The 18,356-nt window shown below is 46.3% G+C and carries 12 protein-coding genes; 11 read left to right on the forward strand and 1 reads right to left on the reverse strand.

Annotated features, from left to right (window positions below; translation table 11 throughout):
* Nucleotides 1-123: 123 nt before the first annotated feature.
* On the reverse strand, nucleotides 124-1,620 hold the full coding sequence (locus tag HU147_RS02160; protein ID WP_224074673.1) for a peptide MFS transporter: 1,497 nt from the start codon (nucleotides 1,618-1,620) through the stop codon (nucleotides 124-126).
* A 405-nt stretch (nucleotides 1,621-2,025) separates the two neighbouring features.
* Here HU147_RS02160 and HU147_RS02165 point away from each other — a divergent pair, with 405 nt between their 5' ends.
* The 11 genes from HU147_RS02165 (at nucleotide 2,026) to HU147_RS02215 (ending at nucleotide 18,309) form a co-directional block, all read left to right on the forward strand.
* Nucleotides 2,026-2,382 (forward strand): helix-turn-helix domain-containing protein, encoded by a 357-nt coding sequence (locus HU147_RS02165; RefSeq protein ID WP_036805279.1) that lies wholly within the window; start codon nucleotides 2,026-2,028, stop codon nucleotides 2,380-2,382.
* 458 nt (nucleotides 2,383-2,840) lie between these two features.
* Complete coding sequence (locus HU147_RS02170; RefSeq protein WP_224074674.1) at nucleotides 2,841-3,626, forward strand: SDR family oxidoreductase; 786 nt, start codon at nucleotides 2,841-2,843, stop codon at nucleotides 3,624-3,626.
* A gap of 13 nt (nucleotides 3,627-3,639) precedes the next feature.
* The gene (locus tag HU147_RS02175; protein ID WP_224074675.1) at nucleotides 3,640-4,137 is read left to right on the forward strand and encodes a DUF4334 domain-containing protein; all 498 of its coding nucleotides are present in this window, start codon (nucleotides 3,640-3,642) and stop codon (nucleotides 4,135-4,137) included.
* Nucleotides 4,138-4,250: 113 nt separating this feature from the next.
* Entirely contained in the window at nucleotides 4,251-6,023 is a 1,773-nt protein-coding gene (recQ, locus tag HU147_RS02180; protein WP_224074676.1) for a DNA helicase RecQ, read from the forward strand.
* 251 nt (nucleotides 6,024-6,274) lie between these two features.
* Complete coding sequence (gene gltB, locus HU147_RS02185; RefSeq protein WP_224074677.1) at nucleotides 6,275-10,867, forward strand: glutamate synthase large subunit; 4,593 nt, start codon at nucleotides 6,275-6,277, stop codon at nucleotides 10,865-10,867.
* A gap of 69 nt (nucleotides 10,868-10,936) precedes the next feature.
* On the forward strand, nucleotides 10,937-12,424 hold the full coding sequence (locus tag HU147_RS02190) for a glutamate synthase subunit beta (RefSeq protein ID WP_224074678.1): 1,488 nt from the start codon (nucleotides 10,937-10,939) through the stop codon (nucleotides 12,422-12,424).
* Nucleotides 12,425-12,669: 245 nt separating this feature from the next.
* Entirely contained in the window at nucleotides 12,670-13,104 is a 435-nt protein-coding gene (locus HU147_RS02195; RefSeq protein WP_224074679.1) for a hypothetical protein, read from the forward strand.
* An 87-nt stretch (nucleotides 13,105-13,191) separates the two neighbouring features.
* Nucleotides 13,192-14,097 carry an HD domain-containing phosphohydrolase gene (locus tag HU147_RS02200; protein WP_036805260.1) on the forward strand — a complete coding sequence of 302 codons (906 nt, stop codon included), beginning with the start codon at nucleotides 13,192-13,194 and terminating at the stop codon, nucleotides 14,095-14,097.
* Between the two features lie 132 nt (nucleotides 14,098-14,229).
* Complete coding sequence (locus tag HU147_RS02205; protein WP_224074680.1) at nucleotides 14,230-14,859, forward strand: hypothetical protein; 630 nt, start codon at nucleotides 14,230-14,232, stop codon at nucleotides 14,857-14,859.
* A 112-nt stretch (nucleotides 14,860-14,971) separates the two neighbouring features.
* Nucleotides 14,972-16,429: a circularly permuted type 2 ATP-grasp protein gene (locus tag HU147_RS02210; RefSeq protein ID WP_053165041.1), complete on the forward strand. Its 1,458-nt coding sequence runs from the start codon at nucleotides 14,972-14,974 to the stop codon at nucleotides 16,427-16,429.
* Nucleotides 16,429-18,309: an alpha-E domain-containing protein gene (locus HU147_RS02215; RefSeq protein ID WP_074508781.1), complete on the forward strand. Its 1,881-nt coding sequence runs from the start codon at nucleotides 16,429-16,431 to the stop codon at nucleotides 18,307-18,309. The genes HU147_RS02210 and HU147_RS02215 overlap by 1 nt, the downstream gene beginning before the upstream one ends.
* The last annotated feature ends 47 nt before the right edge of the window (nucleotides 18,310-18,356 follow it).

Here is an 18,356-nt window from a genome sequence, read left to right on the forward strand (position 1 = left end):
CCCGGAAGCATGTTGCTTCCGGGCCTTTTTAATTTCACAATATTGTCCAGCGGTTAATTTTGAGCAGCCGTGTGAAGCGAAAATAAAAGGACTGCCGATAGTTTTCGGCAGTCCTTTTATCTATTATCTTACGCCTTTCATAAAGCGCTGGATGGTTGGTGCGAAAAGGAACAGGATAATACTTAAGACGATGGAAGCTCCACCGATGATTCCGAAGTACATCATTTCGTTTTCGACTGTATAGAATTTAACGAGCTGAGCATTGATTGCCTGTGCTGCTGCGTTTGACAAGAACCAAAGGCTCATTGTTTGTGCAGAGAAAGCAGCAGGCGCCAGTTTTGTTGTTGCGGATAAACCGACAGGAGATAAACAAAGTTCACCCAATACAACGATCAAGTAACTTAGGACTAACCATAAAGGATTTACTAATGTATCTGTTCCGCCGAAGTAAGCTGGCAAAAGAATGACCAGGAAGGAAATCCCGGCAAACAATAGGCCCAATGAGAACTTTTGCGGAATTGATGGCTGGCGGCTGCCTAAGCGTACCCAAAGCCAAGCAAATACTGGTGCTAATGTGATGATGAACAAAGGATTAAGCGACTGGAACCAGGCAGGAGAGATGGTGATCCCTGCAAATTCCAAATCGGTCCGTGTATCCGCATAAGCTGCAAGAATGGTCGAACCTTGCTCCTGGATTGCCCAGAACATGACCGAAGCGATAAACAATGGAATGTAAGCCAAGATGCGTGAACGTTCCACTTCGGTTGTTTTCTTGCTGCGGTACATCACAATAAAGTAAGCTGTTGGAATAACCAAGCCGAAGATTCCGACAATTGCAATGAAACTATCGAACGTCAGGAAACCATATTGGAGTCCGAAGTAAACGGCTGCAGCGATAACAATCGCACTGATTGAAAAGATTTTGATGGTGCGTGATTTTTCAGCTGGAGATAACGGGTTGTGTACAATTGTTCCCGCAAGTCCAAGATTTTTCTTTTTCGTTGCGACAAACAGTACTAGCCCTAAGAACATCCCAACGGCGGCAATACTGAAGCCAAGGTGGAAGTTGATGTCCATGCCGACAGTACCGACGATTAAAGGAGCAATAAATGCACCCAAGTTGATGCCCATGTAGAAAATACTGAAACCGGCATCGCGGCGGTTGTCGTTTTCTGCGTAAATTTCACCGACTACACTAGAAACGTTCGGTTTTAATAATCCGGTACCCAAAACGATTAATACCATGGAAACGAAGAATAATGGCAGGCTTCCTGGAATAGCAAGAGCTATGTGACCAGCCATAATCAAAATACCACCGTAGAATACGGCTTTTGAAGTACCGAAGACTCTATCGGCTAACCATCCGCCAATAATACCTGACATGTATACGAGTGAACCGTAAATGGACATGATGGAAAGGGCGATAGTTTGATCAAGCCCGAGTCCGCCTTGGGACAGTTCATAGTACATATAGTAAACAAGGATGGCTCTCATACCATAATACGAGAAACGCTCCCAAAACTCTGTAAAGAATAATGTAAACAGCCCTTTAGGATGTCCGAAAAAACCTTTTTGCGGAACACTGTTTACGATGTCTTGTCGACTGAATTTGTCAGACATCTTACAACCTCCTTTTAATGTATGTTACTATAATACTTTTTTTATTATTAAAAATCAAAATAAATTTGAGAATTAGTAAAATAGGCTCTAAAAGTAGAAAAATTAATTTAGTTCTTAAACGAATTCCAGGTTAAAGTTTTATTAGAATAACTCTTTAGATTGAATAGTTGAAATAATTTGGTATTTTTAAAGAAATGGCGATTTAATAGGGGTGTACACCGCAAAAGAAAAGGGAAATTAGAAATAAACCGGTTTTATTAAGAGAGAGAATCGAATTATGTCGAAAATGTTACTGAAATTTTCAAAAATCTTTCTAAATGTTATAGAAATATATTGAAGTATGTTTCAACATACAGTATATTTGAAATAGTTAGAAATTAACTCATAGAAGGAGCAGGAACATATATGAAAGATCTAGGGAAAAAAATTAAAGACTTGCGAGAAGAAAGATCATTGTCCCCAGAACAATTAGCTGAAGAGGTCGGGTTTGCGAAAAGTACAGTTTGGGCTTATGAAAGTGGGAAAAAACAGATTTCTGTCAGCCATCTTTCCATGCTTGCTGATTTTTTCGATGTTTCAGTTGATCGTCTATTGGATCGGACTGAGAAAGTCATTGACCTGGATCTGCAAGACGACTCGACTATAAGTGATTACAATTTAGTGCTTGATAATAAGCCGTTAAATAAAAATGAGATAGCTGAAGCAGCGTCATATATTCAAGTGAAACGCCGTATGGGAAGTTACGGTGCCGTTAATTCTTAATTGTTATTTTGAAAAAACTTTAGAAAAAAGCCCATTTTTATTACGAATGGGCTTTTTTCTATTGCTTTTATAAATTTCAGAGGTCTTATTGTTTATGTGAAATCGTTTCTTTAAAATCCAGTTGGATGAAAAAAGGTATAAGGAACGACAACTAAAAAAGGCAGCAGGATTTTTGGGTAATCAGGCAAGGGTCAGGCGACGTTCTATAAGAAATGAGAACAATTCTAGGTCCCTTCGGATTTTTAAATAACGGAAGCAGGAGTAAAGCACTTCCTGCCTGCTATTTCATTCTGCATCTTAAAGCTATTTTAATAGTAGAAACTTAAAATCACTGCCCGTATCGGGAGCGGAATTGCCCCGCCAAGCAGAAGTGCGAGGCCCTTTTTCGTGAAATTGTTTATCTCTGCAATGTCCGGGAAGATAGAAAATAAACGCACAAGAATTAGGAGGCTAAATGAATGGAGAAGACAATACTTATCACAGGAGCTGGCAGTGGGCTGGGGAAAGGCGCTGCGCTGGGACTCGCTGAAAAAGGGCACCGGGTGATTGCGCCTGTAGAGACTGCACCGCAAGTGACTTCTTTAAGAGAAGAAGCAAAAGCAAAGGGCGTGGACTTGGAAGTTTTTAAAATGGACATCAAGAATCCGCAGGATCTTGCTCAGATGCTGGAGTATGACTTTGATATCTTTGTCGCTAACGCGGCCATCAACGAAGGTGGTCCGCTTGCGGAAGTGCCGATGATGAATTTCCGTGAGTTGTTTGAAGTGAACGTTTTCAGCACACTTGAAACGGCGCAGATTGCGGCGCGCAAATTTGTCGAAAAAGGGAAAGGGAAAATCATTTTCATATCGTCGATGGCAGGGATCACCACAACTCCTTACGTCGGGCCTTATACAGCTACAAAGCATGCGATCGAAGGAATTGCAGCTACCATGCAAAAAGAACTGGAAGGGTTTGGCGTCCAGGTGGCGACCATTAATCCGGGTGCTTTCGAAACAGGCTTTAACGACAGGAGTGCAGAAGCGAAATGGAAATGGTACGACGAAGGGATCCATTTCACCAAAAAAGAAGATATGGAGGAAGCGGACCAGGCGCTTGAGAATCAATTCGACCCGGCAGATATGATTGAAAAAATGATTGAAATCATTCCGCTTGATTCTCATAAGTACCGGACGGTTTATCCGCCGGAAACGGAAAAGCAGATGAAAGAAGAAGAGGCGAAACTCTGGGATATGGAAATTTAAAGGAGTGACCGAGATGGATGCTGCAGCGGAATTCTGGGCTATCAGAAATCAAGGAGAAACAGATGCCCATACAGCCTGCCGGATTTTTGATGAATTGGAACCGGTGAGTTTGGAAGAATTGCTTGGCACTTGGGAAGGGCATGAATTCCGGACCGGCCACTCGCTTGACGGCGTCTTGAAGAAACTGAACTGGTACGGCAAAGCTTTTCACGATGCGGAAAACGTTGATCCGTTATTATTTACAGGACTCAACGGTGAAGTGTTTGCCGTTGACCCGGTCCCCATTATGGATATGCGGAAACTGGTGAAAGCGAAAGGTGGAAAAGCGAGGATGCGCCGGGTAGAGCATCGCGGAAAATCCAGCGCCGCTATGGTTTATGACCATTTGCCGATCATCGACCATTTCCGGAAAGTGGAGCAAGGGGTGCTGTTGGGCATGATGGATCATAAAGGCGATAAAGAACCTTATTTTTTCATACTGGAAAAAGCGGAAACTGTTCCGGAAGCTTAGGCTTTTAGAACAGTTTTTTTGTTTTGCCGGTGTCAGCGAATTCGGAAAGAGAAAATTTGGCTGGAAATATGATAAGCTACTCATTACGAGACGAGTTATGGGAGTGTTTAATTTTGTTGGAAGAAGCAAGAAAATTATTGCAGTCGTATTTTGGTTATGAGACGTTCCGGACCGGCCAGGAGCAAGCCATTACGCAAGTTTTCGAAGGCCATAATTCGATCTGTGTCATGCCGACAGGCGGCGGGAAATCGATGTGCTACCAGATTCCTGCATTGGTGATGGAAGGGACGACAATTGTCATCTCCCCACTGATTTCCCTTATGAAGGACCAAGTGGATGCGTTATTGGCTGCGGGGATTCCGGCAGCTTATATCAATAGTTCCCTCGGCTTTGATGAAGTGCGGGAAACTTTATATGACGTTCAGCGCGGAGCCGTGAAGCTCTTGTATATTGCACCGGAACGCCTGGATTCGGAAATGTTTTTAAACGAACTGCAGGGGGTGCACGTGCCATTGATCGCGGTGGATGAAGCCCACTGTATTTCGCAATGGGGCCATGATTTCCGGCCAAGCTACCGATTGATCAGCCGGATGGCGGGACTATTCCCGAACAATCCGACGGTGCTGGCTTTGACTGCAACAGCGACACCGCAAGTGCGCGAAGACATTTGCCGTATTTTGGACATTGAAGAACAGCACACGGTCATGACCGGTTTTGAACGGGCAAATTTAACTTTTTCCGTGGTCCAAGGACAGGACCGGGAGCGGTTTGTGAAAGAGTACGTAAAGAAAAACGATAAAGAGGCTGGCATCATTTACGCTGCTACCCGCAAAACGGTGGATTCGGTTTACGATATGCTGATTAAGAAAGGCGTAAAAGCGGCCAAATACCATGCCGGAATGCCGGATGCGGAACGGAAAGCCGGGCAGGAACAATTTTTGAACGACGAAGTGAATGTGATGGTGGCGACCAACGCCTTCGGAATGGGCATCAATAAATCCAATATCCGCTACGTCATCCATTACCAGCTGCCGAAAAACATGGAAAGCTATTATCAGGAAGCGGGGCGTGCAGGCCGTGACGGCTTGCCGAGTGAGTGCATTGTGCTTTATGCATCCCAGGATGTTCAAACTCAGCGCTTTTTGATCGATCAGGCACAGGACCCAAGCCGGATTCCCGGTGAACTGGTGAAACTGCAGGCCATGGTCGATTATTGCCATACGGAAAACTGCCTGCAGCAATTCATCATCCACTACTTCGGGGACCTGCAGGCTGAACCTTGCGGGCATTGCGGAAGCTGCAACGATGAGCGGGAAAGCCAGGACGTTACAAAAGATGTGCAGATGGTGCTGTCTTGTGTGGTGCGGATGGGGCAGAAATTCGGGAAGATGATGACAGCACAGGTGCTGACAGGCTCACGCAATAAAAAAATCCTGGATTTCGGTTTCGATAAACTGTCGACGTATGGCATTTTAAAACACCAATCGGCAAAAGAAGTATCCAATCTGATTGAATTCATGATTTCGCAGGAGCTGCTCGCCGTAGAACAAGGCGCGTATCCGACCATTTATGTGCCGGACGGCGGCAGAGACGTCCTGCTCGGCAAACGGAAAGTGATGCGAAAAGGAGCGGTTGTGACCAAACGCATTTCAGAAAATGATCCCTTGTTTGAAGAACTGCGAAAAATACGGAAAGAACTTGCTGATGAAGGCGGCGTTCCGCCGTTTGTCATCTTTTCGGATAAAACATTGCAGGATATGTGCGCTCGCCGTCCACAAACGGCAGAAGAGTTCCTGGAAGTGAATGGCGTCGGCGCCAACAAGCTTGAAAAATACGGCGAAGCGTTCCTTGAAGTCATTCGTTCGTTTAAAGAAACTGCGAAATAACAGTGAAAAACCGGAAAAGCCCTACATAGGAGTAGGGCTTTTTTATTTACGTTTATGTATATATATGCACACGGAATTTTAAGATTTTGACTTGGTATACTATTGATATGTAAGCGTTTTCAATAATTAATCGACTTTTTTTAGATAAAAAAATGTAATTTTTTACGCAAAAAAACTGTATATATATGCGTATTCTGTGTTAAAATATTCTGACATTACAATAGTTATGTGTAATAGAGGGAGGCGTTTTTATGAAAATGAAAGAATACCCGCGACAGCAAGGCTTATACCAACCGGACCAGGAGCATGAAGCGTGCGGAATTGGAATGATTGCCAATATAAATGGTGAAAAATCACATGCAATTGTACAGAATGCCGTAAATATACTTTGTAATCTGGAACATCGGGGTGGCCAATCTTCCGATACGAGTACCGGGGACGGAGCAGGAATCCTGACTCAAATCCCGCACCGCTTTTTTCAAAAACAATGCGACAAAGAAGGTATCACTTTACCGGATGAAGGAAAATATGGAATCGGCATGCTGTTCATGCCGAAAGATTACGACCTGCGTATGGAAATCAAGGAAATTATCCGCCGGATTGTAAAAGAAGAAGGGCAAAACTGTTTAGGTTGGCGCCCGGTTCCAGTCAATGATTCATTCGTCGGTAAAGTGGCATCTAAAACAAAACCGGTTATTCGCCAAGTATTTATCGGCGCTTCAGATGAATTGACAGACCGTATGGACTTGGAACGTCGCCTGTACATCATCCGTAAACGGATTGAACACGAAATGGGCTTGGAGGAAAAATACAAAGATGTGTATTTCAGTAGCCTTTCATCGAGCACCATCGTTTATAAAGGAATGCTGATTCCGGAGCAGCTGGATTCTTTTTACATTGATCTTAATCATCCGGAATTTAAATCAGCGCTTGCGCTTGTTCATTCCCGTTTCAGTACCAATACATTCCCGAGTTGGCAGCGATCCCATCCAAACCGCTACTCGATCCATAACGGTGAGTTCAATACTTTAAGAGGCAACGTCAACTGGATGCGCGCCCGGCAGGAACTTTGCACTTCGCCCTACTTTAATGACGAAGACCTGAAAAAAGTCTTGCCGGTTATTGATGAAACTGGAAGCGATTCTTCGATGTTCGACAACTGCTTTGAATTTTTGCATTTGTCTGGAAGATCTCTAGCCCACACAGCGATGATGATGGTACCCGAGCCTTGGGTAAACGATCCAACGATCAAACAGGAGAAAAAAGATTTTTACGAATACCACAGCACATTGATGGAGCCGTGGGATGGACCGGCGGCGCTCGTCTTTACGGACGGCAAGCAAATTGCGGCGTGCCTGGACCGCAACGGTTTGCGCCCTGCGCGTTACTATGTGACGAAAAGCGGCATGATTGTTCTCGGTTCCGAAGTCGGGGCACTCGATATCTTTGCGGACGACATCATTTACAAAGAGCGTCTGCATCCAGGGAAGATGCTGTTGGTTGACCTGGAAGCCGGAAAAATCATTCCCGACGAAGAGATTAAGCTGGAAATCGCGGCCGAACTGCCTTACCGCGATTGGATTGAAAACAATATGATGGATCTGGAAGACCTTCCGGAGCCGGAAATGGCAGACAACCAAAAAGCTGACCTTTCGTCGGTGTTGCTGGAACAGCAGCTGGCTTTCGGCTATACGACGGAAGAGCTGCAGAAAATCGTCAAACCGCTTGCGACAGACGGAAAAGATCCGGTCGGTTCTATGGGCTATGATTCGCCGTTGGCTGTTTTATCGAAAAAACCGCAGCTTTTGTACAATTATTTCAAACAATTATTTGCCCAAGTCACCAATCCACCGATTGATGCTATCCGGGAACATATTATCACCGCAGCCCGCACGACCATCGGGGCAGAAGGCAATCTGGTGCAGCCAGGACCTGAAAGCAGCCGCCACATCCGCTTGGAGACGCCAATTTTGACGAATCTGCAATTGGAGAAATTGCGCCAGCAAAAAATTGATGGATTTAAAGCAGTGACGCTTCCGATTCTGTTCCCGAAAGCGGGAGGCCCGCAAGCGATGGAACAGGAACTTGAAGCTCTGTTCTTAAAAGCGGATGAGGCAGTTCAAGCAGGAGCTACTTTGCTGATCTTATCCGACCGCGGCGTCGATAAAGAGTATGCAGCCATCCCGGCTTTGCTGGCTGTGTCCGGCCTTCACCACCATTTGATCCGCCAAGGAACCCGCATCAAAATGAGCCTGCTGATTGAAACGGCGGAAGCCCGGGAAGTCCATCACTTTGCCATGCTGCTTGGCTACGGTGCAGAAGGGATCAACCCTTATTTGGCGTTCCGATCGATCAACGAATTGATTACGATAGATGATATTACTGGCATCCCGTTTGAGGAAGCCGAGACCAACTATGTCAATGCTGTCACGGACGGGATCATCAAAGTGCTGTCGAAAATGGGGATTTCAACCATCCAAAGTTACCGGGGAGCGCAGATTTTTGAAGCTGTCGGCATTCATATGGATGTCATCGACCGCTACTTTACACGAACTTCATCGCGCCTCGGCGGCATCGGCTTGGATATCATTGCAAAAGAAGTACTGATGCGGCACGAACAGGCTTATCCGGAACGCGTAGCCGGCGATACTTTCCTACAGCCGGGCGATGAATACCAGTACCGGGCGAACGGGGAAACCCATCAGTACAACCCGTCGACAATTCACACTTTGCAGCATGCCTGCCGGACCAATAATTACGAAGCGTTTAAAAAATATACCAACCTCCTCACGAAGGAAACGTCCAATGTCCAATCGCTCCGCGGCTTGATGGCATTTAAAAAACGGACACCTGTGCCGATTGAAGAAGTGGAATCGATTGAAGAGATTTGTGCCCGTTTTAAAACAGGCGCCATGAGTTTTGGATCGATCAGCCAGGAAGCGCATGAAGCACTGGCAATCGCCATGAACCGGATTGGCGGACGAAGCAATTCAGGAGAAGGCGGCGAACAAGTCGCACGCTTTATCCCGGATGAAAACGGCGACAATCGACGGAGTGCAATCAAGCAGGTGGCATCCGGCCGCTTCGGTGTTACGAGCCATTATTTGGTCAATGCCGACGAAATCCAGATTAAAGTTGCACAAGGCGCGAAACCGGGAGAAGGCGGCCATCTGCCAGGCAAAAAAGTCTACCCATGGGTTGCTGAAGTGCGTGGATCAACACCCGGTGTGGAATTGATTTCCCCGCCGCCGCATCACGATATCTATTCGATCGAAGATTTAGCGGAACTGATTTTCAATTTGAAAAACGCCAATCCGACGGCCCGCATCAGCGTAAAACTTGTTTCAGCTGTCGGCGTCGGAACGATTGCAGCAGGCGTAGCAAAAGGGCGTGCGGATCTTGTTCTGATCAGCGGCTATGACGGCGGGACGGGCGCCGCGCCGAAAACCAGCTTGAAGCATACGGGGCTTCCTTGGGAAATCGGGCTTGCAGAAACCCACCAGACTTTGATGCTGAACGGTTTGCGTGACCGCATCGTCGTCGAGACAGACGGCAAAATGATGACTGGCCGTGATGTAGTGGTTGCCGCACTTCTGGGAGCAGAAGAATACGGCTTTTCAACAGCGCCATTGGTTGTTCTTGGCTGTGTCATGATGCGCGTTTGCCATTTGGATACATGTCCGGTCGGCATTGCGACGCAAAATCCGGAACTCCGCAAAAAATATATGGGAGATCCGGAACACGTAGCCAACTTCATGCGCTTTATCGCGAGAGAAGCCCGTGAATTGATGGCGGAACTCGGCTTCCGTACGATCAACGAAATGATTGGCCGGACCGATGTGCTTGAAGCCAATAAAGCGATCGATCACTGGAAAGCGGAAGGCATCGATTTATCAGCGCTGCTGTACCAGCCGGACCTGCCTGAAAAAGTAGGCCGCTATGCCACGGTTAAGCAAAACCATGAGTTGGAAAAGACCCTGGATTGCCAGGAATTGTTGCCGCGCTGTGAAAAAGCGATTGAAACCGGAGAACGGGTTGAGGTAACCACGGCCATCCGCAATATCCACCGGGCAACAGGGACCATTGTCGGAAGTGCCATTTCCAAGAAGTACGGCGCAGAAGGATTGCCGGAAGATACGATTAACTTGAATTTCAAAGGATCAGCAGGACAAGCGTTCGGTGCTTTTACACCAAAAGGGATGACCATGAAATTAGTCGGCGATGCCAATGACTTCGTCGGCAAAGGTTTATCCGGCGGAAAAATCATCACTTACCCGGCAGGCGATTCAACATTCCTGCCTGAAAACAATATTATTATCGGCAATGTCGCGTTCTACGGAGCTTCTGCCGGTGAAGCCTATATTTACGGGTTGGCAGGCGAGCGTTTTGCTGTCCGCAACAGCGGAGCGAACATTGTCGTTGAAGGAGTCGGCGACCATGGCTGCGAATACATGACCGGCGGCCGTGTCGCGATTCTCGGGAAAACGGGCAAAAACTTTGCAGCTGGAATGTCCGGCGGAATCGCCTATGTGCTTGATGAAGATGGCACATTCGGAAACCGCTGCAACGCGGAAATGGTTCATCTGCAGCCCATGGCAGACCCAGCAGAAATTGAAGAACTGCGTGAAATGATTGCCAAGCATGTCGGCTATACAAATAGTAAGAACGGCAAGCGCCTTCTGGCAAATTGGGAAATTTACTCTGCTAAATTTGTACGGGTCATTCCGAAAGCTTACTTGAAGATCAATGAGCGCATCAATAACCTGCAAAACAGCGGCATGTCCAAGTTTGATGCCGAAATGGCCGCTTTTGAAGAAAGCAAAATGGCCGGCGCAGGAAAGTAAACAGCAAACTTCAATCAGTGAAACAGTGCACTGGCCGTTAAAACGGGATAAGCGAATAGGAGGGATACGATGGGGAAAGCGACTGGATTTATGGAATACAGCCGGCAGACATTGAAAGAACGCAATCCGGCGGAGCGGACAAAAGACTGGTCCGATTACACGATTCCGCTATCGGATGAAGAAGTAAGAAAGCAAGGTGCGCGCTGCATGGATTGCGGCGTGCCGACTTGCCAGTCCGGGATGGAAATCGGCGGTGTCACGACCGGATGCCCGGTTTACCACCTTATACCGGAATGGAACGATCTGGTTTACCGCGGGCAATGGAAAGAAGCGCTGCACCGCGAACATGTTATGAATAATTTTCCGGAGTTTACCGGCATGGCGTGCCCGGCTCCTTGTGAAGGAGCGTGTGTGTTGGGCATTAATGAACCGCCTGTCGCTATCCGCACAGTGGAGCGTTCCATTATCGAACGCGGCTTTGCGGAAGGCTGGGTCGTACCGGAACCGCCAAAAACACGGACCGGCAAAAAAGTGGCCGTCATCGGGTCGGGCCCTGCCGGCCTTGCAGCAGCTGCCCAGTTGAATAAAGCAGGACATTTGGTCACGGTGTTTGAACGCAGTGACCGGGTCGGCGGACTGTTGACTTATGGCATACCGGAAATGAAACTGTCTTATGACGTCGTCATGCGCCGCGTCCGGATTCTGGAACAGGAAGGCATCATCTTCATTACCAATACCGAAGTCGGCAAAGATTATCCGGTATCGGCATTGCGTTCCGATTTTGATGCGGTCATCATGTGTGCGGGTGCTACCATTCACCGCAATCTTCAAGTAGAAGGGCGGGAGCTGAAAGGCATCCACTATGCAATGGATTTTCTGCACAGCAATACAAAGAGCTTGCTCGATTCCAATTTGGAAGACGGCAATTATATCTCAGCAGAAGGCAAGGACGTCATCGTCATTGGCGGCGGAGATACAGGAACGGATTGCTTAGCGACTTCCGTCCGTCATAATTGCAAAAGCCTTGTCCAATTCGATGTATATGATAAAAAAGGGGCCATCCGCGACGAAGTAGGCAACCCATGGCCGCAGTATCCGCGTGTTCACCGGGTGGAATACGGGCAAAAAGAAGCGGCAGCTGCATTCGGAGATGACCCAAGAGCGTACGCCGTCATGACGAAAAAGTTTGTCGGCGATGCAGAAGGCAATGTAAAAGAAGTGCATACTGTTAACGTGAAACTGAGAATTGGCGAAGACGGTACCCGTATCCGCGAGGAAATTCCAGGTACGGAAAAAGTCTGGAAAGCGGACTTGGTGCTGCTTGCCATCGGATTCAGCGGACCGGATCAAGGCTTGATCCAAAAATTGAATGTAGAAACAGAAGCAAATTCAACAGTAAAAGCTGAATACGGCAAATACATGACCAATGTAGAAGGCGTATTTGCGGCGGGAGATATGCGCCGCGGACAAAGCCTGATTGTTTGGGCTATCAACGAAGGGCGCGAAGCTGCCCGGGAATGCGATCGCTTCCTCATGGGGACAACGGTATTGCCATAAAAAAATGAGAACCAGGCACTTGCCCTGGTTCTTTTTGTATGTAAAAAAGTGATTAAAAGTAAATAAATTCTAAACGTGCAGAAAAATACCGAAAATCATTGTTCTTTATGCCTAGTTCATATATACTAAGGTGGGTGAACTGACAGATTTTTGATGGTTTATGCACTGAAGGCAATAGGGGAGCCCTCGGTAAGTTTTAAAACCTGTCCCGTTCGTCACAATAAAGAATGAGTGGAGGAAAAAAGATGTTTAAAAAGAGTTTGGTTGCTGTGATGTTGTTTGTTCTTTTAGCAGTAATGGCAGGTACGCCAGTATTTGCCGCAGAGAAAGCTGCAATGAGCCCGGAAATAGCGCAAGGCTTAACTGAAATAGAGAATGTAAATGCGAAGATTTACGCTGAAATTGCTGAAGCGCAACTAGAAGCACAAAATATGTATGATCAGTACCGCGATGAGTATTATGCTGCTAAGGATGCTGGGACGAAAGCAGCTTTGACAGCAAAATACGATGAAGAAGTAACTGCATTGATCCACGAATTGGATATGAAAACGAGAGAAATGACGCGTATCGGCGTTGAAAATGCCACAGCAGCTGGAATCACTGTTGAAATTGAATGGGTGCCTGTCCAATTCCCTGACCGTGTAGCATTGATTGATCCTTTAGTAGTTATCGGTTGGTAAGAATGGTTGTCTACAACTATATATTTAGAGTACTATGGGAGTATAGATTATCTATACTCCTGTAGTGTTTTGAAAGGAAGTGCGTTGGTGGAAGGCTTGGAAATTTTAAAAGATGGCTATTTAGAAACTGTGAGAAATGGTGCCACTTCTCTTAGTTTATTAGGACGCGGTGGTGGAATCGAAATGATGAAACAAACCGTGGTAAAAGATAAATTAGTAGTCCTTTTTCCTGGCGAAGATGCCAGTGTACAGGAATTCTTTTATATATTATCAGGAGAAATGGAAGTAGAAATAGATGGGAAGTTAATTCTAATAGGACCGGATGATTTCTTTTCAGCTAGAAATTTGAAAGAACCTGTTTCTATTAGCGCAAAAACAGATGTAACTTTGTTGTATGTTTCAACTCATCCTACTTTCCATACGTTAAGTAATGAAATAAACGATTTACGAAAAATTGGGGAAGAAGTGGAACGGAAAGATCGGTATACTTTCAAACATAGTTCTAGAGTTGCTCATTATGCTGTGAAAACTGCAGCAAAATTAGAATTAGGTAGAGAGAAGATTCATAATTTATTTGTTACATCCATCCTCCACGACATCGGAAAGATCAACATTCCGGAAGAAGTGCTGAAAAAGCCGGATAAACTGACGGATGAGGAGTTTGAATTGGTAAAAAAGCATCCGGGTGACGGTGCAGCAATGCTGCGCAAGACTGCGTATGCAGATTTGGCGGATATTGTAGAACAGCATCATGAACGTGTGAATGGCCGAGGGTATCCATTTGGTTTAAAAGGCGATGAAATTTTGGTGGAAGCGAAAATTATCGGTGTTTGCGATACATTTGATGCTATGACGGAAGACCGGGCCTACCGCAAAGCTTTTACGGCGCAGTACGCAGTGGATGAAATTAAACGGCTGGCCGGCATCCAATATGATCCGGAAGTTGTAGAGGCATTTGAACAGGTAATGATCGAAGAAGGCAAGATTATATAAACTGAATCGGACTGTAAAGACACCTTCTATGCCAAAAGGTGTCTTTTATTTTTCTTTAAAGGTTTAAAATTGGCTAAAGCAGTAAATACTAAGAAGACAGTATATTTTTAAAATTAAAAGGAGTGGATAACTATGGCCAGACGTTCAGGCGGTGTGTTCAGCAAATTAGTGCTATTGGGAATCGGAGCTGCGATTGGTGCGGCAATGACCCAGAAAAAAGTGGAGTCGGATGGAACTACTACCACTCAAGCCGGTAACCTTAAAGAAAACGTGAAAAAAGGGTTGGAGCGTTTTAACGAGCAATCAGGCGGCATGGTAGATAAAGTGAAGCCAAGCGTCAACAAAGCTGTAGAGTCAGTTAAAAGTGCAATTGAGAGCCAGCAGAAAATGATGGATAAAGAGAAGGATACGTTGGATAAAGCCAACAAGACGCTTCAGGACGAAGTGGGCGGTTCTTCAGATAAGACTTCTTCCACATCAACTACAAGCACTTCAGGCTTATCGAGCTCTGACCTAACCGGCAGCGGTACATCAGGAACAGCCGGCGGTTCAGCAGGTTCTGTTGGATCTACAACTCCTGGATCTACAACGACTGGAGCCGGTGCAACTGGGGCTACAAGCGGAAGCTCTGCGATTGATTCTACTCCGTCAGGCGGCATTTACGGCGGCAGCACGGAATACACAGAATCGCTGAAAAAAGACTTAGCCGAAAAAGATTCCAATGACTCGAAATCTTCTAAAAATTCAACATTTTACAAGTAAAAAAGGTTAAAATAAAAACATGGAAAAGCTATCGCTCCTTTACGAAAGAGCTATAGCTTTTTTGTAACTCTAAAATTAACAGAAAATTCTATTTAAAAGAGGGAGGGCTACCATGTTTGAGTCATATAATGTAAAACCTTTTTTTGATGAAATGTTTACAGCAGAAGGTCTGCCGAAACCCCATTACCGGAAGTTCTATGAACTGCTCAATGGGTTTTCAAAAGACGAATTAAAGGAAAAACATGAAACGGCCCAGCTTTCATTTTTGCGCCAAGGCATCACATTCACCGTCTACAACAATAACGTCGGCACCGAAAGGACCATGCCTTTTGATTTTGTGCCGATTATCATTTCGCCGGATGAATGGAAAACCATTGAAAAAGGAATGGTTCAACGGACAGAAGCCCTCAACCGTTTTTTGGACGATGTTTACCACGAGCAAAAAATTCTTGATGACGGCGTAGTTCCCCGAAGACTGGTTGAAGAAAATCCTTATTACTATGCGAAACAAGTACAAGGAATTGATGTTCCGCTAAAAAACCATATTTTTCTGGCTGGCATCGATTTGATCCGTGATGAAAATGGCAAGTATCATGTGCTCGAAGACAATTTGCGCAACCCTTCCGGTATGTCCTATGTGTATCAAAACCGCTATGTGATGCGGCAAGTGTATCCTGAATTTTTCAGCAATCATTCGGTCCATGCGCTCGAACATCAATTGTCCCACTTACATAAAGCCATTTTGGACCATGCACCCAAATCTACGGGAGACAAGCCGTTTGCCGTGCTGTTGACGCCGGGCATGTACAATTCCGCTTATTATGACCATGTATTCCTGGCACAGCAAATGGGCATCGATTTAGTTGAAGGGCGGGACCTTGTCGTCCGGAAAAATATTGTGTACATGAAGTCTATCCGTGGGCTTAAGCGGGTAGATATTATTTATCGCCGCATCGACGACGACTTCTTGGATCCGGAAGCTTTCCGGGAAGACTCAGCGCTTGGCGTGCCAGGCCTTGTAGAGGCTTATCGCAACGGAAACGTCGCAATATTGAACGGTATTGGGAACGGAGTGGCAGACGACAAAGCAATCTATGCGTATGTGCCTGATATGATCCGCTACTACCTGAAAGAAGAACCCATTATCGACAATGTGAAGACGTATCTGCTTGATAACCCCGAAGAGCGGGAATGGGTGCTTGAACATCTGGAAGAGCTGGTAGTGAAAAATGTCGGAGCATCCGGCGGCTATGACATGCTTGTCGGGCCGCATGCCTCTAAGGAACTTATTGAAATTTTCAGGGAGAAAATCATCGAAACGCCGCATCAGTATATTGCGCAGCCGACGATTAAACTGTCGAGGGCACCGGCTTATCAAGGAGAGGAATTTTATCCGTGCCATGTGGATTTGCGGGTATTTGTTATGAGGGGTGCGGAAACGCGCGTCCTTCCGGGCGGCTTGTCCCGTGTGGCGTTGAAGCAAGGCTCACTTGTGGTCAATTCTTCTCAAGGGGGCGGCGGCAAGGATACATGGGTTTATAAAGAAAAAGAAGAGAGGGGGGCTCTTTAATGCTGAGTCGAGTAGCCAATTCCTTGTATTGGATGTCCCGAAACGCAGAACGGGCGGAAAACAATGCGCGCATATTGGATGTGCAGCTCCTGCAGATGATTGAAGCTTCCGATGAAGATCTGATCCGGGAAAGCGATTGGAGGCTGACATATGAAATCTGTGCCTCCGCCCAGGAGCTGGAAGGGCTGCATTCCCTCTCTCCTTACAATGAAGATAAGCTGATTCATTACTTGGTGATGGCCGATGAAAACTTGAATTCAGTGGCGAACTGTGTCCGCTATATACGGGAAAATGCACGGGTGAGCCGGGACCATATCACCGATGAGTACTGGCAAATATGGAACAGCTGTTATTTGGCGCTGCAGAATATCGATCCGCAGCAATGTGCAACCCATGAAATGCGCAGCTTTTTAGAGCTGGTAAAAATGACTTCCCTTACTTCCCAAGGGATCATTGAATCCGCTATGCAGCGGGGTGTGGAATATCAGATTATCAAAATTGGCAAGTGGCTGGAGCGGGCAGAGAAAACAGCACGCATTTTAAATGTTGTGTGCGAGCGGACGTATGAGCAGCAATTGCAGGAAGAAACGGAAGACTATTATTACTGGCTCGCTGCCTTGCGGATGACGAAAGGCTACGAGGCGTATTTAAAAGCCCATCTTCCCAAAATGGATCCGCGCCAAGTGCTTAGTTTCCTGATTTCCGATAAAGCGTTCCCCCGTTCGATCCGCTATTGCCTGGATCATGTGAGGGAAGCGGTGGAGGAATTGGAAGGCGGGAAGGTATCCCACTATTCCTGGGAGCTTCTTGCTAAGCTTGACCAAGTAAGAACCGAATTCAACGAAGTTGATATTGACCATCTGACCGCTGACGAAATGATGGACTTTTTAAATCATTTCCAGGACGGCTGCAATGAAATCAGCCAGTTATTTTCAAAAACCTATTATTTGATCGATCCGGCATCTGAACAAACCGGCACCCAAACTCAAACCCAATCTCAGTCCATGAGTACGAAGGGAATTACTACGATGAAATATAAAGTAGAGCATACAAATATATTCAAGTACGAAACGATTGTCGACCAAAGCATGAACTCCATCCGCCTGAAACCGAAAACGGATGAAACGCAGCGCCTCTTGTCCTACCGGGCCGACATCACGCCGGCGACGCTGACTAAAGAGCATATCGATATTTGGGGCAACGATGTGGAAACTTTCTTTATCGCTGAACATCATCAGCATCTGGAAGTGAAGACAACGTCGATTGTCAGCATCCAAAAAAGCCCATTTATCCACCGCATCGAATATTCACCGGAAATGAATGCAATTTTCCATTCCAAACTGTTCAGCGAGCAGTATTTGCCTTATTTGAGCAATACCGCATATACGTACCTGTCGCCGGAACAAGTAGAGCAAGTGAAGCAAGATATCGGCGAAATGGACAATCCGGTTCAGTTTGCCATTGATGTGATGGGCTATCTCCATGACCGTTTTACCTATGACGGGGAATCCACCACCGTTTCGACCAAAGCGGAAGAGTCATTTGATTTGATGAAGGGTGTCTGCCAGGACATCACGCACGTCATGCTGGGGATTTTGCGCGGCAGCCAAATTCCCGCCCGCTACGTCAGCGGCTATTTGTACGTTGGCGAGAACTCTGCTTTGGTTGGGGACGCTGCGAGCCATGCCTGGGTCGAAGTGATGGTTCCGGGAATCGGCTGGGTAGGCCTTGACCCGACCAACAACGTAGAAGCGCTTGAACATCATATCCGGGTCGGCGTCGGCCGTGACTATAATGACGTCAGCCCGGTGCAGGGCGTATACAGAGGCGGCAGCCAGGAGCTCGATGTCAAAGTATCCGTCAGCTTGTTGGATCAATAACAAAAAAATCAGCGGAGAAGCTTCCGCTGATTTTTTGTTTAAGCAGT

Origin of the sequence: Planococcus chinensis (assembly GCF_020071995.1) — a bacterium.
GTDB lineage: Bacteria > Bacillota > Bacilli > Bacillales_A > Planococcaceae > Planococcus > Planococcus chinensis_A.